This window comes from Thermoleptolyngbya oregonensis NK1-22, from assembly GCF_032705245.1.
GTDB lineage: Bacteria > Cyanobacteriota > Cyanobacteriia > Elainellales > Elainellaceae > Thermoleptolyngbya > Thermoleptolyngbya sichuanensis.
Genome location: NZ_CP053540.1, coordinates 1388894 through 1413615, shown reverse-complemented (window position 1 = coordinate 1413615; position 24722 = coordinate 1388894). Strand labels below are relative to the sequence as shown.

Annotated in this window: 17 protein-coding genes; 6 read left to right on the top strand and 11 right to left on the bottom strand. The window is 57.9% G+C overall.

What is annotated here, in order from left to right; genetic code table 11:
• Positions 1 to 4 precede the first annotated feature (4 nt).
• Both HNI00_RS06065 and folP read right to left on the bottom strand, forming a co-directional pair.
• The gene (locus tag HNI00_RS06065; protein WP_316791587.1) at positions 5 to 1306 is read right to left on the bottom strand and encodes a metallophosphoesterase family protein; all 1302 of its coding nucleotides are present in this window, start codon (positions 1304 to 1306) and stop codon (positions 5 to 7) included.
• A gap of 81 nt (positions 1307 to 1387) precedes the next feature.
• Entirely contained in the window at positions 1388 to 2245 is an 858-nt protein-coding gene (gene folP, locus HNI00_RS06060) for a dihydropteroate synthase (protein WP_316791585.1), read from the bottom strand.
• A gap of 689 nt (positions 2246 to 2934) precedes the next feature.
• Between folP and HNI00_RS06055 the strand changes: the two genes are divergently transcribed.
• From HNI00_RS06055 to HNI00_RS06035, 5 genes are read left to right on the top strand one after another with little or no spacing between them, the layout of a single operon-like run.
• Positions 2935 to 8169: a PAS domain S-box protein gene (locus tag HNI00_RS06055; protein ID WP_316791584.1), complete on the top strand. Its 5235-nt coding sequence runs from the start codon at positions 2935 to 2937 to the stop codon at positions 8167 to 8169.
• Positions 8166 to 10229: a response regulator gene (locus HNI00_RS06050; RefSeq protein WP_316791583.1), complete on the top strand. Its 2064-nt coding sequence runs from the start codon at positions 8166 to 8168 to the stop codon at positions 10227 to 10229. Before HNI00_RS06055 ends, HNI00_RS06050 begins: the two co-directional genes overlap by 4 nt.
• Positions 10226 to 13324 carry a response regulator gene (locus tag HNI00_RS06045; RefSeq protein ID WP_316791582.1) on the top strand — a complete coding sequence of 1033 codons (3099 nt, stop codon included), beginning with the start codon at positions 10226 to 10228 and terminating at the stop codon, positions 13322 to 13324. The genes HNI00_RS06050 and HNI00_RS06045 overlap by 4 nt, the downstream gene beginning before the upstream one ends.
• A gap of 47 nt (positions 13325 to 13371) precedes the next feature.
• Positions 13372 to 13749, top strand: a complete 378-nt coding sequence (locus HNI00_RS06040) for a response regulator (protein ID WP_172353724.1) — start codon at positions 13372 to 13374, stop codon at positions 13747 to 13749.
• On the top strand, positions 13746 to 14810 hold the full coding sequence (locus tag HNI00_RS06035) for an adenylate/guanylate cyclase domain-containing protein (protein ID WP_172353723.1): 1065 nt from the start codon (positions 13746 to 13748) through the stop codon (positions 14808 to 14810). The genes HNI00_RS06040 and HNI00_RS06035 overlap by 4 nt, the downstream gene beginning before the upstream one ends.
• Positions 14811 to 14943: 133 nt before the next feature.
• Here the strand turns inward: HNI00_RS06035 and HNI00_RS06030 are convergent, their stop codons facing one another.
• The gene (locus tag HNI00_RS06030; protein WP_316791579.1) at positions 14944 to 15738 is read right to left on the bottom strand and encodes a YebC/PmpR family DNA-binding transcriptional regulator; all 795 of its coding nucleotides are present in this window, start codon (positions 15736 to 15738) and stop codon (positions 14944 to 14946) included.
• A 255-nt stretch (positions 15739 to 15993) separates the two neighbouring features.
• Here HNI00_RS06030 and HNI00_RS06025 point away from each other — a divergent pair, with 255 nt between their 5' ends.
• On the top strand, positions 15994 to 17400 hold the full coding sequence (locus HNI00_RS06025) for a class I SAM-dependent methyltransferase (RefSeq protein ID WP_316791577.1): 1407 nt from the start codon (positions 15994 to 15996) through the stop codon (positions 17398 to 17400).
• A gap of 291 nt (positions 17401 to 17691) precedes the next feature.
• Here HNI00_RS06025 and HNI00_RS06020 read toward each other — a convergent pair whose 3' ends face one another.
• The 8 genes from HNI00_RS06020 to HNI00_RS05985 form a co-directional block, all read right to left on the bottom strand.
• On the bottom strand, positions 17692 to 18465 hold the full coding sequence (locus tag HNI00_RS06020; RefSeq protein ID WP_068510393.1) for a phycobilisome rod-core linker polypeptide: 774 nt from the start codon (positions 18463 to 18465) through the stop codon (positions 17692 to 17694).
• A gap of 139 nt (positions 18466 to 18604) precedes the next feature.
• Complete coding sequence (locus HNI00_RS06015; RefSeq protein WP_316791575.1) at positions 18605 to 19342, bottom strand: phycobilisome rod-core linker polypeptide; 738 nt, start codon at positions 19340 to 19342, stop codon at positions 18605 to 18607.
• Positions 19343 to 19911: 569 nt separating this feature from the next.
• The gene (locus HNI00_RS06010) at positions 19912 to 20655 is read right to left on the bottom strand and encodes a phycobilisome rod-core linker polypeptide (protein ID WP_316791573.1); all 744 of its coding nucleotides are present in this window, start codon (positions 20653 to 20655) and stop codon (positions 19912 to 19914) included.
• Between the two features lie 109 nt (positions 20656 to 20764).
• The gene (locus tag HNI00_RS06005; protein ID WP_172353718.1) at positions 20765 to 21607 is read right to left on the bottom strand and encodes a phycobilisome rod-core linker polypeptide; all 843 of its coding nucleotides are present in this window, start codon (positions 21605 to 21607) and stop codon (positions 20765 to 20767) included.
• Positions 21608 to 21620: 13 nt separating this feature from the next.
• Positions 21621 to 22292 (bottom strand): HEAT repeat domain-containing protein, encoded by a 672-nt coding sequence (locus HNI00_RS06000; RefSeq protein WP_316791571.1) that lies wholly within the window; start codon positions 22290 to 22292, stop codon positions 21621 to 21623.
• Between the two features lie 176 nt (positions 22293 to 22468).
• Entirely contained in the window at positions 22469 to 23317 is an 849-nt protein-coding gene (locus HNI00_RS05995) for a HEAT repeat domain-containing protein (RefSeq protein ID WP_316791569.1), read from the bottom strand.
• A 47-nt stretch (positions 23318 to 23364) separates the two neighbouring features.
• Positions 23365 to 23604, bottom strand: a complete 240-nt coding sequence (locus tag HNI00_RS05990) for a phycobilisome linker polypeptide (RefSeq protein WP_068510401.1) — start codon at positions 23602 to 23604, stop codon at positions 23365 to 23367.
• A 127-nt stretch (positions 23605 to 23731) separates the two neighbouring features.
• The gene (locus HNI00_RS05985; protein WP_316791567.1) at positions 23732 to 24613 is read right to left on the bottom strand and encodes a phycobilisome linker polypeptide; all 882 of its coding nucleotides are present in this window, start codon (positions 24611 to 24613) and stop codon (positions 23732 to 23734) included.
• Positions 24614 to 24722 lie beyond the last annotated feature (109 nt).

Below are 24722 nucleotides of genomic sequence, written 5' to 3'. Positions count from 1 at the left end.
ACTCTTAATCCCTACGCTCGCTGTTCTCGCTCGTCAGCAAGGATTGCACTAGCTCATACAGATCTGGCTCTGGCCGCCCTTCAAGCTGGCGATTTTTCAGGTCGATCAGGCCTTGGGCTAGCGCGGGGGCGCGGTTTTTGTAGGCGCTGTTGGCGGTCAGCAGGTCGAGAAACACTTCCCGTTCCACCTGATCGCGGCTGGCCTCTTCTCCTAGAGGAGAGGCAAACGTCAGCACGTCTGCCTCAAATTTCAGCAGAAAGATTAGCGCGTTGCTGAGGGACTGGAGCTGCTGCTGGAGCGATCGCACGTCTAGCTCCGTCCGCTCAAACCCGACCTCACCCTCCAGCCGCAGTTCGACAATTGGCTGCGTATCGGGCTGGAGTTGTCCCAAGGAGATCGCCTGCTGAACCAGGGCGATCGCCGTTTGTTCCACCTCCTCTACCGTTTCCGAGCCGCGCAGGGACTGCCTGAGCCGCAGAATCGGCCGCTGGCGATAGTCGCGCTTCAGTTCTGCCCGGATGCCGTCTGGGCCAATGTCCACCAGATACGCGCCCCGCTCAAACCGGGCTTCGTCTATGCTGTTGGCTTCCAGGGAGCCGGGGTTAAACACCCAGCCTTCTATCTCGTAATTTTTGTGAATATGCCCCAGCGCCAGATAGTCTACGCCCGCCTGCTTCAGCGGCAGCAAATCGCTGTAGCGCAGCGCCCCCTGATAGCGAGCGATCTGCCCCTCCAGCCCGTGGTGAAACAGCAGCACCGTCGGCCCTGGCGCAGGCGGCAATTCCCCAATGGCCGCGGCAATTTGCTCGATCGCCTTGGGAGCCGTCGAGCCATACCAGCTTGACCCCAGCACCCGCACGCCGCAGGGCAGGTCGATGTAGCCGCCGCGCTTCGTCTCTGCGTCCCAGGGAGAATAGAACGGTTCGCTCTGCGCCACGTCCCCCGGCTCCAGCAGGTACAGCATTTCCCAATCTGCCAGATAGCGCAGCCAGCTTGTATTCACGCCGTAGGGTCGGTTGTCGTGGTTGCCCTCGATGGCCAAAACGGGGATGCCTGCGTCTTTGAGGAGGGATAGCACTGCCTGTGCCTGGTTCAAGATGTGCGGCTGGAGGTTGCGATGCTCGAAAAGATCGCCCGCAATCAGCACAAAGTCTACCTGGGGGGCAATGCCCGAAGGGAGCGCGTCGCGAATCGCATACCGTTCGACCACATCCATCAGCGTGTAGAAGAAATCCTGCGTCCGCACTTTGTTGTCGTAGCGGTCGAAGCCCAAGTGAATATCGGCGATGTGGAGAAATCGAGGCATTGGGGGAACTAGAGTATGAGTGTTCTATGACGCTATTTCTATCACGCTATCTCACCTTGCACTGCTCCGGCACGCTAACCTTCACACTCCCCGCTCAATTGCATCCGCCACGCGGCACACATCCCGCATCTCAGCCACATCGTGGACGCGCAGGATATCGGCTCCGTGGGCGATCGCCATCGCGCAGGCCGCCGCCGTGCCCCAGATTCGCTGCTTCGGATCAGGCCGGTTGAGGATATGCCCAATGAAGCTCTTGCGGGACGGGCCGATCAGGATGGGGCAGCCCAGGGGCTTGAAGGTCTCAATCCGGCGCAACAGTTCCAGGCTTTGGGCGGCGGTCTTGGCAAAGCCAATGCCGGGGTCGATGGCGATGTGCTGGTGGGGAATGCCGTGGGCGATCGCCATCTCGACGCGCCGCGCCAAAAAGTCGTAGACTTCTTGCACCACATCCTGATAATCGGTCAACTGCTGCATGGTTTTGGGCGTGCCGCGAATATGCATCAGCACAATGGGCACGCCCAGTTCGGCAACGGTGGGCAGCATTGCGTCATCAAAGGTCGCTCCCGAAATGTCGTTGATGATATTGGCTCCAACAGCGATCGCCGCTCTGGCCACGGCGGCCTTGGTCGTATCAACGGAAATCAGCGTATCCAGCGGCGCAAAATCGGCAGTCCCTTGGCGAAGTGCCTGGATCACCGGAATCACCCGGCGCAGCTCTTCCTCCAGCGCCACATCTTCGGCCTGGGGGCGGGTGGACTGGCCGCCAATATCCAGCACATCTGCACTGTCTTTTGCCAGCCGATGCGCCTGCTGGAGCGCAGCGTGGAGCTGGTCAAACTGGCCGCCGTCGCTAAAGCTATCGGGCGTAACGTTTAATACGCCCATGAGATAGGTGCGATCGCCCCAAATCAGTTGACGATCGCCAGAAAACTGCCACATTTTCACACTTTCAACGAGTTTTAATTTGAAGCTTGCGTATGCTTTGCGTTAAAAATTCTGATCCTTAGTCGAGAATACTGAGATTTCGGGCACTCTAAAATTAAGCCCAGAGACAGTCTCGCTGCAACTCCGGGTGAACACAGAACTTCATCTACCGCATTCACCGCATTTTTACTGAAAAAGCGACTTTACGGCACTGCTGTTACGAAATGAAGGCTTTTGGGAAATAGGAACCTACTAAGGGCGATCGCCCGACCTTCAGGCACAGCTTTATCCCAGCGTCTACCCCTGACCATCAAAGCCAGACGAAATCCAACCAAATCAATCGCAGACCGAATCTCGATTTTTGAAGCGAATCAGGGAATTAGTAAAGAGAGCCAAAAGAGAACCATTGGGTTAAACCGAATTTAGCATCGAACTCCAAGCCAAACCGCAAACCGTTCAGTTTTTACAAACCGTTCAGTTTTTAACCGTTTGGGCATCCTCATTTCAGCATCCTCAAAGGCTCACACCAGCCCTTGCAGAGGATGAGATTGTTCGCGCCATAGAGCGTGTCTAGACATAGAGCGCGTCTAGCAAAGTCTGACAAGTTCGGCAATCCTGAATGAATGAATGCAGTCTGGCTTTTAGTCTCAGCTCAGCCTCTCGCCTTTAGCACCTGACCCCAGCACACACCAAAGAGGGTGGATATGGAGAACCTTGGGCAAAACCGCACCACCGAGCGGATTAACTTAGTGGCGCTGCTGCTAATTTTTATCCTGCCGTTTGCAATGGTGGTCTACCAACTGGTGGCGGAAGTCAACCAGCGAATTAACTTTGCTCAATATGAAATTTTCGGCAACGCCTACCTGCGCCCCCTAGAGCAGTTGATGCTGGACTTGCCTCAGGGACGACGACTGGCCCAGCAGGCAGCCCAAGATTCGTCCTTGGAGGCGTTAACCCAGTCACAGGAAGCGTTTCAGAACCAGATCGACCTGGATCTGGCACAACTGCAAGCGGTTGAACAGCAGTTTGGGCAGCGCCTCCAGACCCCAGAGCGCTACAGGGCATTGGTGCAAAGCTGGGACGCGCTTCGGACTGGGGTAGACGCGACGGGCACGCCCCTCCCTCCCGACGAGGTGCAAACTCGGTACACCGATCTGATCGCTCAGGTTCGCGGGCTGATCTCCCAGGTCGGCGACGTTTCTAACCTGATTCTTGATCCAGATTTGGATAGCTATTACCTGATGGATCTGGCTCTGCTCAAGCTGCCCAGCGCTCAAGACCTGATGGCGCAATTGCAGCAGCTTGGGGAGTTGGTTGTACAGCGGCGATCGCTCTCGCCGGAAGAAAAGGGCCGCCTGCTTGTGCTGATGGGTCGGCTCCAGGAAATCGTGCAAAACAGCCGCACCAGCCTGAACACGGCCATTCACAATAATCCTGCGCTGCAAATCCCCCTGGAAGCGCCGATGCAGACGCTAACCCAACAAACCGATCGGTTTCTGGCAGCGCTGAGGGCGGCCATTGCCCAGTCCAAAACCGTGCAGGTGCAGCCCACGGCGTATGATCCCGCGGCGTATGAGGCTGCCGCGACTGAAATGCTTGCCGCCAGCCATGCCTTGTGGCAAGACACCTCCGCCCAGATCGATCGCCTGCTGGAGCAGCGAATTCAGGGATTTGCCCGCAAGATTTATACTGTCGAAGCGTTTGCGCTGCTGGTGCTGGCGACGGTGTTCTATGTGTTCATCTCGTTTGCCCGCAATTTGGTTAGCCAGCGGCGATCGCAGACTCGCCTCGCCACCCAGCACGCCCTCACCCGCATCCTGTCGGAAGCCACCACCCTGGAAGAATCTGCACCCCAAATTCTTCAAACGATTTGCGAAAGCTTTCACTGGGACGTGGGTGAACTGCGCCGCCTTAACCCAGAAACCAAAACGCTGGCCTATGTGGCAGGCTGGCATTGCCCACAGCTAGACGCAGCCCAGCTTGAGTCAGACTTTTGGAAACGCCCCTTTGACGAAAGCGAAGGCATCATCGGACAGGTCGCCACAAGCCGCGAGTCGCTTTGGCTGGGTGATATCGCTGGTGATGATTTCTTTTTGCAAAGATCCGTTCGCCGATCCCTGATCGAAGCACTAGGGTTGCGGAGTTGGTTGGGGTTTCCCATTTTGAATGGAGACGAGGTGCTGGGCGTGATGTGTTTCCTCAGCCGCGAGGCACAAAAGCCCGATGCCGACCTGCTCAAGGTCATGACGACGATTGGCAGCCAAGTGGGGCAGTTTATCAAAATTCGGCTGTCGGAGGAGGCGCTGCGCCAGAGCGAGGAACTGCAACGGATGGCGCTGAGTGCGGCCAAGATGGGCGCGTGGGATTGGAACGTCCTCACGGGGGAAGAAAACTGGTCAGAAGAAGCAGAGCGCATTTTTGGCTTAGAAGCCGGACAGTTTACCCGAACCTATGCCGACTTTTTTGAATTTATCCATCCTGAAGACCGCGACAGGGTGAACGAAGCCCAAGCGCGATCGCTCCAAGACGGGGCCGACTATGCGCCAGAATATCGCGTCCTTTTGCGGGACGGCAGCCTGCGCTGGATCACCAGCCGTGGTCGGGTGCTGCGCGATGCCGAGGGCAACCCCACGCGGCTGGTCGGCGTGACGATGGACATCACCGAGCGCAAACGGTCGGAACTGGCTCTAGCCGAGAGCGAACGCCGCCTGCGGGCCGCCGAAGAGAAATACCGCAGCATCTTTGAAAACGCGGTCACGGGCATTTTCCAAACTACAGCCGACGGCCGCTATCTCAGCGCCAACCCCGCTCTGGCGAAAATCTATGGCTACGAGTCTGTCGAGGCGCTGATGGAGGCGCTGCAAGACATCGAGCATCAGCTATACGTAGACCCCACTCGGCGGCAGGATTTTATCGACCAGATGGCGGCCCACGGCGCAGTAGAGGATTTTGAGTCCCAGGTTTATCGCCAGGATGGAGAGATTATCTGGATTGCCGAAAATGCGATCGCCGTTCGAGATGACCAAGACAACCTGCTGTATTACGAAGGCACAGTCGAAGACATCACCCAGCGCAAGCAGGCTGAAGAAACCCTGAAGCGACAACTGGCAGCAATCGAGGCATCCGCTACAGGCGTGGGCATCCTCAACGCAGCAGGTGAATTTCTCTATCTCAATAGCGCCCACGCCACCATCTATGGCTATGACGACCCAGCGGAACTCATCGGTCAATCCTGGACTATGCTCTATCGATCTAAGGAGTTAGCTAGATTTCAGCAGGAGGTCATGCCGGAGTTTGCCCAGACCGGCCAGTGGCGCGGCGAAGCAATCGGCACCCGCAAAGATGGCAGCACCTTTCCCCAGGAGGTATTTCTCACGGCGCTAGACGATGGTGGGCTGGTGTGTATTGTTCAGGATATTACCGCTCGCTACCAGGCCGATGCGGCCCTGCGCGAACGAGAAGCCCGCTTTAGCTCCCTGGTGAACAATATTCCGGGCGTGGTCTATCGCTGCGCCTGCGATGAACACTGGACGATGGAATACATTAGCGACCCGATTCGCAACTTGACGGGCTATGAGCCAGAGGAGTTCATCGGCAATCGACGGCTGAGCATGAATGACATTACTCCACCGGAGTATCAACTGATCATTGCCCAGACGGTGGAGGAGGCGATCGCCCAAAAGCAGCCCTATGTCTTGGAATTCCCCATCCAGCACAAAGACGGCAGCATCCGCTGGGTCTACGAAAAAGGACAGGGAATTTACGAAAACGGCGAGTTGCTGTGCCTGGACGGGGTGCTGTTTGACATCACCGAGCGCAAGCAAACCGAGGAACGCCTGCGCCTGCTGGAGTCGGTCGTGGTCAACACCAACGATGCGGTGATGATCATGGAGGTCGGCGACCCGGCAAACCTCAAGATTGTCTACGTGAACGAAGCCTTTGCCCACATGACGGGCTACACGCCGGAGGAGGTCATCGGCAAAAATCCTGCCATGTTCCAGGGGCCAGGCACCGACCGAGAGACAGTGGCACGGGCGCGGGCCGACCTAGCGCAGTGGAAATCGGTTCAGCTAGAGCTAATTAACTATCGCAAGGACGGCTCCGAGTTTTGGGTGGAAATCGAGATGGTTCCCATTGCCGACAAAGGCGGCGAATACACCCACTGGATCTCGGTGCAGCGAGATATTAGCGATCGCAAAGCAGCGGAAGAAGCCCTCCGCAGGGGCAAAGAAGCCGCCGAAGAGGCCAACCGCGCCAAGAGCCAGTTCCTTGCCAACATGAGCCACGAGCTACGCACTCCGCTGAATGCCATCATCGGCTACAGCGAAATGCTGCAAGAAGATGCCCACGACTTTGGCTATGGCGACATCGTGCCCGATCTGGAAAAAATTCGCGGTGCAGGGCAGCACTTGCTGGCGCTGATCAACGACATCCTCGACATTTCCAAGATCGAGGCTGGCCGGATGGAGCTATACCTGGAAACCTTCGAGCCAGAGTTGCTCTTGCTGGAGGTGCAGGGGACCATCGAGCCGCTTATGGCCAAAAACCACAATACTTTCTCGATTCACTGCCCCGACGACCTGGGCACCATGCACGCCGACCTGACCAAGGTGCGCCAGTCGTTGTTTAACCTGCTCAGCAACGCTGCTAAATTCACCGACAACGGCACTGTCACCCTCACGGTCGAAAAGCGCGAAGTCACTAGCCTTGCTTACGATAACCCCGACGCGCCGTTCAGCCTTGCGCCTGCCCCCTTCCTCCTGTTTCGAGTATCCGACACGGGCATTGGCATGACGGTCGAGCAGATGGCGAAGGTGTTCCAGGCCTTTACCCAGGCGGACGCTTCGACTACGCGGAAATATGGCGGCACGGGGCTAGGACTGGCCATCAGCCGCCGCTTTTGCCAAATGATGGGCGGCGACATCACCGTGGCGAGCGAGGTAGGCAAGGGCAGCACCTTCACGATCTGGCTGCCGATGCGGGTGGTCGATCCCAAGCAGATTGAAGCGCTGCCCGTTCTGAACCCTGCTGCTGACACGGATCAGGAGACTTCTCAGAAGGGCGATCGCAGCACTGTCGCGGAGCAGTATCGCCCGTCCTGCGACAACCCCTCCTCTGACTTGGGCGATTTGCAAAGCGATCCCTGTGGGAATCGCAAAACCGTGCTGGTGATCGACGACGACCCCGCCGTGCGCGACCTAGTGCAGCGCTACCTCACCAAAGAAGGCTTTCGGGTAGAAACGGCCGCCAACGGCATCGAAGGCTTGCAGCTTGCCCGCCAGATTCGCCCCGATGCCATCACGCTAGACGTGCTGATGCCCGACACAAACGGCTGGAGCGTGCTATCGGCGTTCAAAGCCGATCCCGACCTGGCTGAAATTCCTGTCGTCGTGATGACAATTGTGGACGACAAAAACCGAGGCTTTGCCCTGGGTGCAGCGGATTATCTCACCAAACCTATTGACTATCAGCGGCTCACCCACCTGCTGCAAAAGTTCCAGTCCAATCGCTCAGGGGATGCGACGCAAACCCGTCGGGTGCTGGTAGTCGAAGACGACTCCGACATCCGCCAGATGTTTCGCCGAATGCTAGAGCGGGAACACTGGCAGGTAGCTGAGGCCGAGAACGGGTGCGTAGGGTTACAGGTTCTCCAACAACAGCGCCCCGATTTGGTCTTGCTTGACCTGATGATGCCAGAGATGGATGGCTTTCAGTTCATCAGCGCGGTGCGGGAGAATCCCGAATGGCGATCGCTCCCAATCGTCGTCGTCACCGCGCTCGACCTCACCCCGGCCGACCATCTGCGGCTAAATGGCTATGTGGAGCAAATCCTGCAAAAGGGCACCTACAGCCGCGACGAACTGCTGCATGAAGTCCATGATCTGGTGTTAACCTGCATTCGCCACCGTCCCACCAGGGTTCGGGAGGTTTCCCTATGAAGCTGGGCTGGGGATCGGTACTGGTCATTGATGATGAAGCGGTAACGCGCCTGCTGGTGGCTCGCCGCCTCAGCGATCGGGTGGCCTCGGTGACAACCGTAGAAAGCGGGCAAGAAGGGCTAGAACTGCTGCAAAGCCAGCCGTTTGACCTGGTGCTGCTGGATATCATCATGCCGGGCCTCAGCGGCGTGCAAACCCTGGAAAAGATGAAGGCGGACCCGGCGCTTCAGAGCATTCCGGTGATTATGATTTCTGCCGCCGATGACTTGGATAGCGTGGTGCGCTGCATCGAACTGGGAGCCGAAGATTATCTGCTCAAACCGCTGAACGCAGTGCTGCTGCAAGCGCGGACGGGAGCCTGCCTAGAGCGCAAGTGGCTCCGCGACCAAGAGCAATCTTACCTGCGGCAGCTCCAGGCAGAAAAAGAGTCGGCCGAAGCCGCCAACCGCGCAAAGAGTGTGTTTCTAGCCAACATGAGCCACGAACTGCGAACGCCGCTGAACGCCATCATCGGCTACAGCGAAATTGTGCAGGAAGACTTGCAGGCTGAAGGAATCACCCATCTGATTCCCGATTTGCGGAAAATCCGTACCTCCGGGCAACACCTGCTGGGCATCATCAACGACATCCTCGATATTTCCGCGCTGGAGGCAGGCACGGTGTCGTTGGATCTGGAGACAGTGGTGCTAAACCCACTGCTGCAAGAAGTGGTAAACACGGTGCGTCCGCTGGTTCTGGAGCATGGCAACACGCTGCAAGTGCAGTGTCCCGATCATCTGGGCACGATGTACAGCGACCTGTCGAAAGTGCGGCAGATTTTGGTCAACCTGCTGAGCAATGCCGCCAAGTTCACAGAACAGGGTTCCATTACGCTGACGGTGGCGGTGAAGGGGCTGGAGGCGGCAGGCTGGGAGGACGGAGAGAAATTTGCGGCAGAGGCAGCGTTCCCTGTACCCAGCGGAGCGTTTGTAGAGTTTCGGGTGAGCGATACGGGGATTGGGATTGCTCCATTGCAGCGCGAGAAGATTTTTCAGCCGTTTGCTCAGGGCGACGAGTCCTCTACCCGGCGCTATGGCGGGACAGGGCTGGGATTGTCGATTAGCTATCGCTATTGCGAGATGCTGGGCGGCACGATCTCTGTGGAGAGTGAGCCAGAGCATGGGTCTACGTTTACGCTGCGGCTGCCTCTGGTCAGTCGCGATCGCCCCGCCCGCTTTCCCCCTGTCTATCAGCCCCAGGAACCCTCGACGCGCGATCGCCCGCTGGTGCTGATCATCGACGACGACCGAGGCATCCGCGACTGGATGGTGCAAAGCCTGAACCAAGAGGGCTATCGCGTGGTCACGGCCTGGTGCGGGCAGGAGGGGCTGCGGCTGGCGCAGGAGCTACAGCCAGAGCTGATTGTGCTGGATGTGCTGATGCCCGCGCTGGATAGCTGGGCCGTGCTGGCGACCCTCAAGGCCGACCCGCTGCTGGCAGGGGTTCCCGTCATGCTGACCGCCACACCCCCAGCCGAACTCCCCGCCGGACTTCATGCGCCCAGAGGCATGGTGTTGGGCATTGCCGACCAGCTCACCCGGCCCGCAGACTTTGCCCGACTGACGGCCCTGCTGCAAACCTACCAAGCGCCACAGCTTAAGGGGGGCAATCGAGCGCTGCTGGTGCATCAAGACCGGGCCACGCGCTCCATCCTGCGACAGGTGCTAGAGCAGGCGGGTTGGCGCGTGACGGAGGGCGATCGCCCCCAAGACACCCTGCCCCACCCCAGTCCAAAATCGTCCTCAGCCGTGGATGCGCTACTGCCCGACGTGCTGCTGGTGGACTTGCTGGTGCTGGCCAAAGAGGGGTTTCAGCATGTTTACCCGCTGCGAACAATGGGCGGGCGCGTTCCCCCGGTGATCAGCCTACTCACCCGCGACCTCAGCCCGGCCGACCAATCCCGGCTGAATGGTCGGCTAGAGCAGTTTCTTCAGCATGATCAGCCTGATGCGGGGTTCTTGGGCAATTTTCTCAACCAGATTCGCGACGCTGTTCTCCTTCATTTGTCGAGTGCGCTATGAAGCTCCAACTCCGCATTTTGCTGATGGTGACCTCGCTGCTGGCGGCAACGGTCGCAGTTACAACAGGCGTTTTGTCCTGGGGGACTCGCCAGTCGATCCTGGCGCAAACGGAGTCCAACGGGTTACTGATTGCGGAGTTTTTGGCGCGGATGTCGCGGTTTGCCAACCAGGTTCCCGCCGATGTAGACACGATGATGGGCGACCAAATGCTGGCCCAGGCGGCCCTCACCGCAAGGCTGGTGGCGATCGCCCAGCAGGCCAACCTCAGCCCCGCCGAAATCAATCAGCAGCTAGAAGACCTAGCCCAGACCACGGCGATCGACGAATTTTGGATTACCGACCGTGAGGGCAAGGTGGAATACAAAAACCAGTCTGCCCTGGGCAGCCAGCAGCCCCAGGCGCTCAGCTTTCAGTCCTTGCTGATGGGGGGGGCGGCCACGGTCGATGTGGATGCGCGAGCGAGGGATACCGACGGCAAAATCTTCAAGTATGTCGCCGTGGCGGGGGTCGATCAGCCCCGTATCGTGCAAATCGGGCACGATGCCGAAATCCTCAAAACCCTGCCCCAGCAGATTGGGCTGGAGCGCCTGACCAATGAACTGGTGGATGGCGATGCGGTAGTGGGCATTCGGATTGTCGATCGCCAGCTCAACAACCTGGCCCGCAGCGTCACCTCCAGCAGCGGCAATATTGTCAGTCTGTCGGCGGGCGATCGCGCCAAGCTGCTGCACGTTTTAGAGACTGGACAATCCAAAACCTACCTAGACGAAAACCTGCTGAAGGTCGCCGTGCCGATTCGGGGCAACGCCAACTGGATTCAGGGGGCAACGCTGGTCTATCTATCCACCGATTCCATTCGCAGTGCCCTCCAGCGCGATCTGTATCATGTTGCCCTGGCCTCAACGGGCATCATGGCCGCCGGACTGTTGGGGTCGCTGCTCCTGTCGCGGCGCGTCACGCAGCCCGTCGCCCGCCTCACCGATGCCGCCGACGCGATCAAGGCCGCCGTGAAAACAGAAGACTTTGACACAGAAACTCTGGCAGACGTGGCCAGCCGCCAAGACGAACTGGGCACGCTGGCGCGAGTGTTTCAGCGGATGGTGGGGGAAGTGCGCGATCGCGAACAGGGGCTACACCAGGCCAAGGCTGAACTACACCGCCGAGAAGAATATTTTCGCTCGATTATTGAAAACACGTCTGATATCGTCATGCTGCTCAGCGCCGACGGCCAAATCCGCTACAGCAGCCCCGCCCTCAAAGCCGTCCTGGGCTACGACCCGCAAAATGTGTACGGCAAGCCCCTGCTTGAGTTCGTCCATCCCGACGACCACACCACCGCCCGCATCGCCATCCACCACGCCGTCCACCAGCCCGGAATTACATTGCCCTTTCAGATCCAACTGCACCGGATCGATGGCTCTTGGGCCCGGCTAGAGGCCGTAGGCACGAACCTGCTGGATAATCCGGCGGTGGAGAGCATCATCCTGACCTTGCGCGACATCACCGAGCGCCAGCGGGCCGAGGAACTGCTGCGGCAAAAGGAAACGGCAGAGCAAGCAAACCGCGCCAAGAGCCAGTTTTTGGCCAACATGAGCCACGAACTCCGCACGCCGCTCAACGCCATCATTGGCTACAGCGAAATGCTGCAAGAAGAGGCAGAAGACCTGGGACAGGAGGATCTGGTTCCCGATTTGCAGAAAATCCACACCGCCGGACGACACCTGCTCAGCCTAATCAACGACATCCTGGACTTGTCGAAGATCGAGGCGGGCAAGATGGATTTGTACCTGGAAGAATTTTGTCTGCCCGATCTAGTCAGCGAGGTCGTCCACACGGTCAGCCCGCTGGTGAGCAAAAACAACAATACCCTGGTAGTTCACACCGATCCCCAGCTAGAAACCATGCACGCCGACCTGACCAAGGTGCGGCAAAATCTGCTGAACCTGCTGAGTAACGCCGCCAAATTTACCGAAAACGGCACGATTACGCTCACAGTTGAAAAGCACCTGCATCCCAAAACAACTCAACCCGCAATTTGCTTCCAGGTGACGGATACGGGCATCGGCATGACCGAGGCGCAGATGGAAAAGATGTTCCAAGCCTTTACCCAGGCAGACGCTTCGACCACGCGCAAGTATGGCGGCACGGGGCTGGGACTGGCGATCGCCCAGCGGTTTTGTCAGATGATGGGGGGCAATATCACCGTCACCAGCATCCTGGGCAAGGGCAGTACGTTTACCATGACGCTGCCCCAGGTCGTTCATCATCCTGATGCTGCACCCGATGCTGACGCAGATCAGATGGCATCGGTTGACGAGGGCGAGGATTTTGGAGGGAGTTCCTCCCGCCCTGATCGCCCGATTCTGGTGATCGACGACGACCCGGCGATTCACGACCTGCTCCGCCGCCAGCTTGCCCGCGAAGGCTACACCGTCCACAGCGCCCTCACCGCCGAAGAAGGACTGACCCTGGCGCAAAGCATTCGCCCCATCGCCATTACGCTAGACGTGATGATGCCCAAGATGGACGGCTGGATGCTGCTGTCGGCGTTTAAGAGCAATCCAGACCTGGCCAATATTCCCGTGATTATGCTGACGATGCTGGACAACAAGAACATGGGCTATGCGCTGGGTGCGTCGGACTATTTAATCAAGCCAATCGATCGCCACCAGCTGCTCTCGGTGCTGAAAAAGTATGAGTGCGCTCGCCCTGCCTGCCCCATTCTGGTGGTGGAAGACGACCCCACCAACCGCGACCTGCTGCGCCAGCTTTTGGAAAAAGAACACTGGCAGGTGATCGAAGCCGAAAACGGGCGTGTGGCCCTAGAAAAGCTGCAAACCGTCCAGCCAGAGCTAATCCTGCTGGATCTGATGATGCCGGAACTGGACGGTTTTGGTTTCGTCGCAGAATTACAGCGCCACGAAGCATGGCGATCGCTCCCTGTCATTATCATCACCGCCAAAGACATTACGGCCGAAGACCAGTTTCGACTGCGCGGCTACGTTGAACAAATCCTGCAAAAAGGAGCCTACAGCCAGGAAGACCTGCTGGTGAGAATTCGTCAGTTGGTGGCGGCCTGCCAGCAATCCGCATGACAGCCAGGATTGAGAGATAAAGAGATGATGGGAGGAGAATCTGAAAAATGCCTAAGATACTCTTGGTAGAAGACAACGAAATGAACCGAGATATGCTCTCGCGGCGGCTGCTGCGGCGGGGCGCTGAGGTGCTGATTGCAACAGACGGAGCGCAAGGAGTCGAAATGGCGCAGGCGGAGCGGCCGGACTTGATTTTGATGGACATGAGCCTGCCCGTGATGGACGGCTGGGAGGCAACGCGCACGCTCAAGGCGGCATCGGAAACAAAGGAAATTCCAATTATTGCCCTGACAGCCCACGCAATGGCGGGAGATCAGGAAAAGTGTCGAGAGGCGGGATGTGATGATTACGATACGAAGCCTGTAGACTTTGCGCGGCTGACAGGCAAAATCCAGGCAATTTTGGGGGAAGGCTCGCTGAAATGACTCCTGAGCAAGGCGTTCTGCTAGTTGTCGATGATAACGAGATGAACCGCGATTTGCTGTCTCGGCGGCTCCAGCGCCAGGGGCATACGATTGTGACGGCAAATAATGGGCGCGAAGCCATTGACAAGATGCGATCGCAGCCCTTTGACCTCGTGCTTTTGGACGTGATGATGCCGGAGCTAAACGGCTACGAAACGCTGGAGCAGTTGAAGCAAGACCCCGACCTGCGCCATATTCCGGTGATCATGATTTCGGCGCTGGATGACATTGAGAGCGTCGTGCGCTGCATCGAGCTGGGGGCCGAAGATTACCTGTTTAAGCCGTTTAACCCGACGCTGCTGAAGGCGCGAATCGGTGCGTGTCTGGAGAAAAAGCGGCTGCGCGACCAGGAACAGTCCTACCTGAAGCTCATCCAGGCAGAGCAGGAAAAATCTGAACGGCTGCTACTGAACGTGTTGCCCAAGGCGATCGCCGACCAGCTCAAGCAAGGCTCCCAAACCATCGCCGATAACTTCACCGAAGTCACCGTCCTGTTTGCCGATTTGGTGAACTTTACAGAACTCTCCTCCAAGCTCTCCCCCGCAGAACTGGTGGCGCTGCTGAACCAGATTTTTTCTACCTTCGACCAGCTTGCAGAACTGCACGGTCTAGAGAAAATCAAAACCATTGGCGATTCCTACATGGTCGTCGGCGGGCTACCCTTGCCCCAGGCGGGTCATGCAGAGGCGATCGCCCGGATGGCGCTGGATATGCAAAAGGCGATCGCCCAGATCAACATCAGCCATATCCACCCTAGCTTTGGCCCCCTGCAAATGCGCGTCGGCATCAACACCGGCCCCGTCGGCGCAGGGGTCATCGGCATCAAGAAATTCACCTACGACCTCTGGGGCGACACGGTGAACATCGCCAGCCGCATGGAGTCGCTCTCCCTGCCCGGCCGCATCCAGGTCAGCGCCACCACCTACGAACGCCTGCAAGACAAGTTCCAATTCGAGAAGCGCGGCCCCATCGAGGTCAAGGGCAAAGGCGAGATGACCACATACTTTTTGCTGGGAAGCTAGCAGAGGAAAGAACGAAGAACGAAGAGAAAAGAACGAAGAGAGAAGAGGGAAAAATTTTCGTTTTTCGTTCTTCGTTCTTCCTTTTTCGTTCTTCCTTTTTCGTTCTTCGTTCTTCCTTTTTCGTTCTTCCTTCCTACGCCATGCTGAGCGACATCAGCTCGTCCGACATTTCAAAATTGGCGGTGACAGACTGCACATCGTCCAGATCCTCCAGCGCATCCATCAGCCGCAAGAGGTCAGAAGCCTGGGCGGGATCGCTGACTTCGACGCTGTTGTTTGGGAACCAGCGCGGCTCTGCCTGGATAACCGCATAACCCCGGTCTTTGAGGGCTTGGGTCAGGGCTTCCAGATTGGCGGGTTCGGTAAAAATCTCTGCACCGGGATACTCATCTTCCAACGAAATTAGCTCGTAGGATTCTGCGCCGCCTTCTAGAGAGGCCTCCAGCAGATCGTCCTCGTCGATCACAGGCAATTCCTTTTTGCTGGCGGGCGGAGGCGCTTTCACGGTCACCACGCCCTTTTGCTCAAACATCCAGCCAACGCAGCCCGTCTCGCCCAAGTTGCCGCCACGCTTGTTGAAGGCGGCCCGCAGGTCGGCGGCGGTGCGGTTGCGGTTGTCGGTCAGCGCTTCGATCAGGATGGCGATGCCGCCAGGGCCATAGCCTTCATACCGAATGGCTTCTAGGTTGTCGCCCGCCAGTTTGCCAGACCCTTTGGCGATCGCCCGCTCGATATTGTCATTGGGAATGCCCGCTGCCTTGGCGTTTTCAATCGCCGTGCGGAGCTGAAAATTACCCGCCGGATCGGGCACGCCGTTTCGCGCCGCAATGATAATTTGTCGAGAAATTTTTGCGAATGTCTTGCCCTTGACGGCATCCACGCGAGCCTTTTGCCGCTTAATGTTCGCCCACTTACTATGTCCTGCCATGCACTCGATCGATAAAACGCTTCTCTACTCGTTCCCGGAAGTGAGTTCCCGGAGGTGAGTTCCGGGAGTTAAGTTTCCGGAGTTCTCGAAGACTCTCGAAATCTGTCTCTGGAACCCGTCTCTGGAACCCGTCTCTGAAGTTGTGTTGCAGTTGTGTTGCAGTTGTGTTGCGCCCCGGAGCCTGCCAAAGCAGCCTACCCAACGCAAACACTATCCTAGAATAACTAGCCTCAGATTCAACTGGAGGACACTCCGATGGTTGTTTCAGAATTGCAACGGTCTCAGACTGCCGCAGCGCCACAGTGGGCGATCGCCCTGCCGCCCGCCCTCCGCACCTGGCTAGAAGCAGCATTCAGTCAGCTATCTGTCCCCCTTTGCCTAGATTTTTGGGGACGTGAGCAACTCTGGATTCACTGCAATGCCGACGATCCGCCGCCTGTGACCCTCCAGATTCGGCATCCCGGCATCGTGCGATCGCTCCTGACCCGCCGCGACCCGCTCATCCTGGTAGAGGGCTATCTCAACGGCGACTGTGATTTCGTAGGCGATCTGGAAACGCTGATCGTGGCCATGCAGCAGTTGGGTCGAGTCCCGATCCCGCTCAATCTTTCCACGCTGCAAGCCGCTCGCGCCGCCCTGTCGCTGCCCTCCCTCAAAACCCAGCCCAGCCTGTCTTCCGAAAAGACGCGCCACACCCCAGCGCAAGACCGAGCCGCCATCCATCACCACTACGACATGGGCAACGACTTTTATCAGCTCTGGCTCGATCCGCTCATGGTCTACTCCTGCGCCCACTTTGAAACGGAACAGATGTCGCTGGCCGAGGCGCAGGCAGCCAAGCTAGACCTGATCTGTCGCAAGCTGCGCCTGTCGCCGGGGGAAACGCTGCTGGATATTGGCTGTGGCTGGGGGGCGCTGCTGCGCTGGGCCGTGGAACGATACGGCGTGTTTGGCGTTGGCATCACGCTCAGCCAGGCGCAATTGGACTATAACCAGGAAAAAATTGCAGAGGCGGGCCTGGGCGATCGCCTCCAGGTGCAGTTGATGGACTATCGCGACCTGCCGCAAACGCCCACATTTGACAAGATCGTGTCCGTGGGCATGGTGGAGCATGTGGGTCGCAGGAACCTGCCCGTTTATTTTCAGCGCATTGGGCGATCGCTCAAACCAGGTGGGCTATTCCTGAACCACGGCATCACGGCCAGCGCCGAATGGAACGGCAGCAGCCTGGGCGAACGGTTCATCAACCGCTACATCTTTCCCCACGGCGAACTGCTGCGTCTCTCGACGGTGCTGGATGCCGCCGAGGCGGCCGGCTGGGAAATTGTGGACGTAGACGGATGGCGGCTCCACTACGCCAAAACCCTGCGCTGTTGGGAAGCCAATCTGCGAAACGCTGCTGCTCAGGCAAAACGGCTTTTGGGCGACGCAATGCGGAACCGAATGCTAGAAAACCTAGAAAACAGGGAGCAATCGGGCCGCTTGCCCAGCACCCTGCCTGAAACGCTGCCCCATCGCTATCTGCAACTCTGGCGGGCCTATCTGCTTGGCTCTGCTCTCGGCTTTGAACAGAATCAGATGGGGCTTTATCAAACGCTACTGCGTCCAAAGTCGGAGACACGCTGGAACTTGCCGCTGACTCGCGTAGGCTGGCTGGCTTAGCATCATCTGGCGAGTTTAGCGCCATCTGGCTGGCTCAGCGTCATGCCGTGATGGGGTTTTGAAGCAAAGGCGCAAAAACTAAACCCGGCTTTGCAGATCCCAAAACCACTCGCTGGGCGGCGCTTTAAGGCAGCGCGGTCTGTGAGCAGCTTCAAGATTTGCAAAACCGGATTCTGGAGGTCGCGCTCTGGCGATGCTGACACACTGATAAGGTTTGTTAGCGGGAAGGTGTGATGTTCAACAGGGCGATCGCCCCACTGCCCATCTTCAACCTCTGCCCCCTGAACCCCATTAGCGGCGACCGCGATAGGGAACCTTGTTCAGGTAGTCGATATCGTTGGCGCGGAGGGTTTGAGCATAGTTGCCCTTGGCCCCCACAGCGGCGGCCATGTCGCGATACTTGCGGGGATCGCCCTCGGACAGCATCCGCTCTTGGAACTTGCGGCTGTAGAACTTCTCCACCACAAAGCGCCAGTCGGTCTTGGTGGTTCCCACCTTGTCGCGAAACTCTTCGCCATAGCGCGGCGTTACCAGGTTAAAGGGACGACCCTCATCGCGGTTGCCCATGCGCTTGCGCTGATAGGGCACAGTGTAGTCGCCAAAGGCGTTGGTGTATTCTTCGCTATCGAGCAGCGCGTCCACAAAACCGTCGAAGCCCTTGGTGGCGATCACGATTGACCAGGCGATGGTTTCGTCTTGGTTATAGGCTTTGCGACCCAGCAGGCGGCGCAGCGTAATGTCCACCAAGCGATAGTTGTCGTTCACGCTCACGACCTGGCTGTAAAAGCGCTCAGACAGCGCTAGCCCCCGCACAAAGTCGCGCACGGTGATTACACGGTTCTTGAGCTGAGATTCCAGCGCGGGCTGCCGGTTGAATTTGAGGATCTGATGTTCGCTAAACACCTGACGATAGGCCGCCCAGATGACTTGCTGCATATCGGAATCGTCCGCAGCGTCTTCTAGACGATAGATGTACGGAGTGTCCTCGTTCTGGTCAGCAGCGCCAAAGCTGCGAACCCGTTGGTTCTGAGTGGTTGGTTTGTATTCAAGCAACGGCAACGCCATTCAAGTATCTCCCTTCAGTTTTATGGAACGTCTGAAATGGTTCAAGCCAGCGGTCTAACGACAGTCTTTGGCTTATTATCCCGTGGATTGAACCTCTAGACTCCATCTGCAATCGGCTTTTTTGCAAATGGAATCCAGCTTATCCGGTGGCTCCGGGCAGCGAACTCACCAGCGCCAGCACGGCCAGCATCAGCACCAGCGTCAGCACAACAATCGACACGCGCCCCCAGTTGGCCGTCTTGAGGAAGGCTTGCAGGTCAAAGGGCTGGTCAAAGCTCAGGGCAAATCGACCTACAGGGACGTAGGGGCGAGGCTTCGGCAGCTTGTCGCGGTAGGCGGCTCCATAGCGCGGGGTAAAGCTGAAGGGGCGATCGCCCATCCGTTTGCGCTGGTAGGGCACCACGTTGTCGCCAAAGGCCTGGGCGTACTCGTCGCTGTCGATCAGCGTATCCACGAAGCCGCCCCAGCCCTTGGTAGCAATCACAATCGACCAAGCGATTTCTTCGTCTTTGCTATAGGGCGCACGGCCAAGGAGCCGCTTCAGGCACATTTCCACCAGGCGATAGTTGTTGTTTGGCTCCACCACCAGCCGATAGAATCGCTCCGACTTGGCCAGCCCCCGAATGAAGTCCCGCACGGAAATGGAGTGGTTGCGGAGCTGAGTTTCCAGCGCAATTTGGCGATTAAACCGAAGCTGCTCTTGTTCGTTAAACACCTGGCGATAGGCGGCGTTGATCAACTCGTCCACTTCATCCGCCGCACGAGAGTCTTCGAGCCGATAGACGTAGAGAATGTCGCCATTGGTGTCAACCGTGCCAAAGCTAGATACCCGCTGGTTTTGGGCGGTTGGCTTGTAGTCTAAAAGAGGCAATGTCATCTCGATTTCTCCTTCAACATCTGAAAGGTGAAGAGACTTCTTGCACAGAGTTCAGAGGTCGGGGATTTTACAGAAACCCGAATGAACCAGAGCATAGCGTTGCATTCAGGCTGAGTAAGCAGGAACGATTGGATGCGGTATGCGGGCGATCGCCCCTTCATCAAGCAATCAGTCAGCTAGAAAACACACCGGTTTCAATCTTTGCGAACCAATCCCTGACCCGAACGTAGAACAATCTCAAAATACGATTTAGCCAGAGTTGAGAAAATTAGCGCGAATCGCTGCACGAACTATGGTTGAACGGTTAAGTTTGAACGGACAAGTTTGAACGGCTAAATCCAATCTTCTATGCAAGTCTCTTATGCAAGTCTCTTATGCAAGAGGTCGTCAATCTAGAACGGGAATCAGCGCGTATCCTAACGTGTCTTAAACGTGTCTTAAACGTTTTTTAATGTATCTTACGCGCCTTAGGTGTCTTAAACAGTTTCCAGCGCTTCAGGCGTTGAAGGTTGATCCGCAGTTTTCACAAACCGCCTTTCACAAACCGCCAACGCCTGAAGTCCAGACTTTTAGCGGACGGGGAAGCTGGCCGAGGGGCTGATGGACACGGGCACGCCTGCGGTGGCGCTGCTGCGGCTCATATCGGGAATTTTGATATTTGCCGTAGACACCGAGGTAAACTGCATCGGCTTTGGCTGTACGGCCTTCGCCATTTCGAGGAAGTTGCGAACGTCGCCCCACTTGTAGCGCTCGGCTTCTAGGCGATCGCGCCAATAGTCACCATAGCGGGGAGTCACCAAGTTAAAGGGGCGATCGCGATAGCGCCGCCGCTGGTAGGGAACCGTGTTGTCGCCAAAGTTGGTGCTGTACTCGTCGCTGTCTAGCAGTTGATCGACAAAGCCCTCAAAGCCCTCGGTGGCAATCACAATCGACCAGGCAATTTGCTCATCCTGGTTGTAGGACGCACGGCCCAGCAGGCGCTTCAGCGTAATGTCCACAATCCGGTAGTTAGAATTGGTTTCCACCACCAGCTTGCGGTAGGTTTCCGACTTGGCCAGCCCGCGAATAAAGTCCCGCACTGTAATCGAGCGGTTCTTTAACTGCGATTCCAGATCACCCTGACGGCTGCTTTTCAAAATGACGTGCTCGCTGAACACTTGGCGATAGGCCGCCCAAATTAGCTGCTCGATGTCGGAGTTATCGGCTGCGTCTTCCAAGCGATAGATATAGGGGGTGTCCTCGTTGCCGACTTCATAACCCGGCACGCGCTGGTTTTGAGACGCAGGTTTGTATTCAAGAAGGGGAATGCTCATGGTTTTCCAGGGGTTAGAGTTTAGGAGTTAGGGGTTTGGGAACCAGATGTAGGGGCCAGGACGTGAGTAAATTCCTGAACCCCAACCCCTGACACCGGATACCAAAACCCTAATTCTTCTTCAGCGGCGGGATATAGCTGTAAGGCAGTCGGGCGGCAACGGGTTTGACCGTAGGCTTGGGGGTGCCGTTGTCGTCGCGGCTCATATCGGGCACCTTGATGGCGCTGGAGGTGGAGCGGGCCACGTCGCGCTGGGGCGTAAGCTGGGGCGTGATGATGCCCTTTGCCATGATGAAGAAGGATGCCGGAATCGCTTGCCGCACCACTTTCTTGTCCAGTTCGCCCGCCTGATACTGCCGCACCTGGTAGTAAGAACGGGTCATCATTTCCCGCTCCAGCAGGCGGCCGCGCCAATAGTCGTTGTAGCGTGGGTTCACCAGGTTAAAGGGGCGGGCCTCCATGCGGCGGCGCTGATAGGGCACGATGTCGTCGCCAAAGTTGGAACGATATTCGTCGCTGTCCACCACCGCATCAATGAAGCCATGCAGCCCTTTGGTGGCAATCACAATCGACCAAGCGATTTGCTCCTGTTTGCCGTAGGACGGGCGACCCAAAAAGCGCTGCACCGTTAGCTCAACCACTCGATAGTTGGAGTTGAGTTCGGCAATCTGCTCTCGATAGACTTCCGATTTGCCCAGACCTCGGATAAACTCGCGCACGGAAATGGCGCGGTTCCGCAGTTGCGATTCCAGAAACTCCTGCCGATAGCTTTCCAAAATCAGATGCTCGCTGAAGATCTGGCGATAGCAGGCCCAGATGATGTTGTTGACATCGGTGTCGGAGGTGGCATCCGTCAGGCGATAAATCCGAGCGTCGTCCTCGTCGGGAACATCGTAGCCGGGTACGCGCTGGTTCTGGGTTTTGGGTGTGATTTCGAGCAGGGGAATTGACATGGTGGTTAGAGGTTTAGGGGTTTGGGATTGGGGTTTGGGAGCCAGGGAAGCTATTGGGAACGGGCTGGGGAGATTGCAGCGTGGCGATCGCCCACTGAACCCGCGCCTGGACGGCAATATCCGAGTCTGCGAGAGTTCGCAGTGTTTCGAGAATCTGAGGCTGCAAGTCGGGTGTGGACTGTCCCAGGGCTTGCAGTCCGGCGATCGCCGCATAGCGGATCGACCAGTCAGCATCGTCTAGGATGCGAACGAGCGTATCGTAGGTGCGGGACTGGGCGATCGCCCGCTCGGAGTCTACCAGCTTGAGCCAGTGCAACTGACCTACGCCCTTGGTGGCCGCGCGGCGCACGCTGGGAGCAAAGTCCGTCTCGGCTGCCGACAGCAGCACGTCCAGCGCACGCGGATCGGCGATCGCCGCCAGTGCCCGAATCGCGTAGGCCCGCGCTCCGTAGTTATAGTCGTCCAGCAGCGTCAGCAGGGGCATCACCGCCGCTTCACCCATCTGCACCAGCCCCTTTACCGCCATCACTGCTGCGCCGGGATTGTTGAACCCCAGCGCTCGAATCAGCGTTGGGATGCCCTCTTCCAGACGCGCCGCCGCCAAAGCCTGCACTGCCGCGATCAGCCGTTCCGGGGAATCGGCCCGGTCGATGTCGGCAATAAGAGTGGCAAGGGAGGTGGACATGAATAAAGCAGGAAAGCGGCAGGGAGCGATAGAGGATCGGCGTGAAAAGACACAGGGTTGAGAGAAAAGGAGCAGGGACTTTCTTCCCCGCTGCTTTTTTCAACTTCGCTATTCAACTCCGTTATCTGATAACTTGGCGACTGGCTAACCTGGCGGCTGGACAACCTGGCGGCCGCTCAGAGCATCCCGTCCATCAGCGTCATCACTTTGACCGCATCGGCGCTGAGGCTGTGGGGCGACTGGCGCATGGCGCGTTCCAGCAGCCCTTTCAGGGAAAAGAGCTTGAAGCTGTTTTCGGTGGCGGCGGAGGCGATCGCCTCGGCGGCAGGCAGATAGCCCACAGCACCCAGATCCGACAAGGCGACGCGGCGCAGGTTGATGTCGTCGCTTTGCAGCGCGGCCACCAGGCGATCGCCGTAGGCCGCGTCTTCCGTCAACTGGTACAGCGCCCGCACCGCAGAATACTGAACCCGCTGGAGCGGATGCTCGACAAAGGGACGAATCACCTCGACGGCTTCCACAGCCCCCAACGCGCCCAGCGCCTCCAGAACGGCTTCGTAGGGCTGGGCCAGGTGAGGCCGGCCCGGAACCTTTGTCGCCGCTGCTACGCCGCCCGCCAACAGCCCTAGCAGCGCGGGCACACAGGACGCATCGCCCAGCATTCCCAACGACTGCGCCGCCGACTCGCGCACATAAAAGTCCTCACAGCCAAGACACTCCGTCAGCCCCGGAACAGCACGGCGATCGCCCAACTTTCCCAGGGCCCGGGCTGCGTTCCGCCGCAGCGGGTAGCCGCCCAGTTCGGTTCGATCTGACTCGTCGCGGAGTGCCGCAATCAGCGCATCCACAGCAGCCGGATTAGACACACGAAATTTCCCCAACCACCATGCTGCGTAATAGCGCAAGCTGGTGTCGGGATGGGAAAGATTGGCGATCGCCTGCTCCACCGTCAGCGCCTCTGCGCCAGCGGCTTCCGATACAGCGGTCGATTCCTCAAACTGCGTCTCCGATGTTCCGTCAAGCATTCCTGAACCTGGGGGTGTCGCGTTCCATCCGACGGGCGATCGCGTGCTTATGAATCGCTCGTCAGCGGTTCGATCTTGACAATCTTGCCGCCCATCCGCAGGATGCGCTGCATCTCTTCGTTCATGCGGTTGTAAGGAACCGTGAAAAAGACGCTGCCACTGTTACGAATCGCGTAGTTGTTCTTGTCTGTTTCTTGGCTCTGACGCAGGCCCACGACTTCATAGCGAAACATCCGCGCCCCAGAAGGCGAATTTGCAGCACTTCCCACAGCAGTTTGACCGTACATTGTCCTGTTCTCCATTGTTTAGAGGATAAAAGGGAGGAATCAGGGTTTAGGAGGTTTAGGTCAAGCCGCAAGCTTGAAAGCCAGTCAAAGGCTCAAGCGCCAAGTCCCAAACCCTGATTCCTGAAACCTAGCTTGCGCTGGCTAGCGACACGCTAACGATGCGACCGCCCTGGCGCTGGATTTGCTGCATCCGAGCGGAGAGTTGGTCATAAGGCACCAAGTAAGCAGTGCTGCTGCGGCGCAGCTTGGGATATCCAACGCCAGAGCCACCGTTTCGCAGGCCTGCCACTTCTACCCGATAGACGCGGGTGCTTTCGCCCACGGAGCCACCCAGGCACTTGCTGGGAGCCACATCGTCTGAAGCGCGGAAGAAAGCAAAGCTGCCGCTGCCAGAGGGGCTGACAATAGAGGTCGGTTTGTTTTGGGCGAGGTCGCGGGCCAGGTGGGGCACGCGACCCTCTGCCTGAGAGCGATCGCTGTTGGCATAGCCGCGATAGAGACGGAACATGCGGTTAAAGGCGACCGTGCGGGCCCCGGCATAATACTCGAAGCCGCGATAGTAGGGCACGATGTTTTCGCCGAAGTTAGACTGATACTCTTCCGAGTCGATGTAAGAGTCGATATCCGCATCAAAGCCCTGGGTTTCGTACAGGTCGAGGTGGAAGATGACTTCCGACTCGTCGTAGGGCGCACGACCCAGCAGGTGCTTGTAGTTCAGTTCGATCACGCGGGTCTGGAAGTTGCCGTAAAGGAACTTCTGCTTGTAAAGGTCAGACTTGGCAACGGCGCGAACAAATTCACGGACGCTGATGTTGCCGTCGCGGAGGAGCGATTCGGCGCTGGTGAGTCGTTCGGACTTCATCAGGTAGTCGTTGCCCAACACCTGCCGATAGACGGCGCGAATGACGTTCTCGACATCCTCTTTGGTGTAATTGGGGCGGAGTTCTACCCGGGGCGCTCCGTCAAACGGAGATGTTCCCAAACGGGATGCTGCTGCGGTAACTGGCACGGTCGATCTCTCCTTCGTGTTTGCGAATGGCTTGGAAGCGGTTGGCGCTTGAAGCTGACCCCAAACCCCAACCACTAGAAACCGGAACTCAAACGGGTAGCGGGCGATT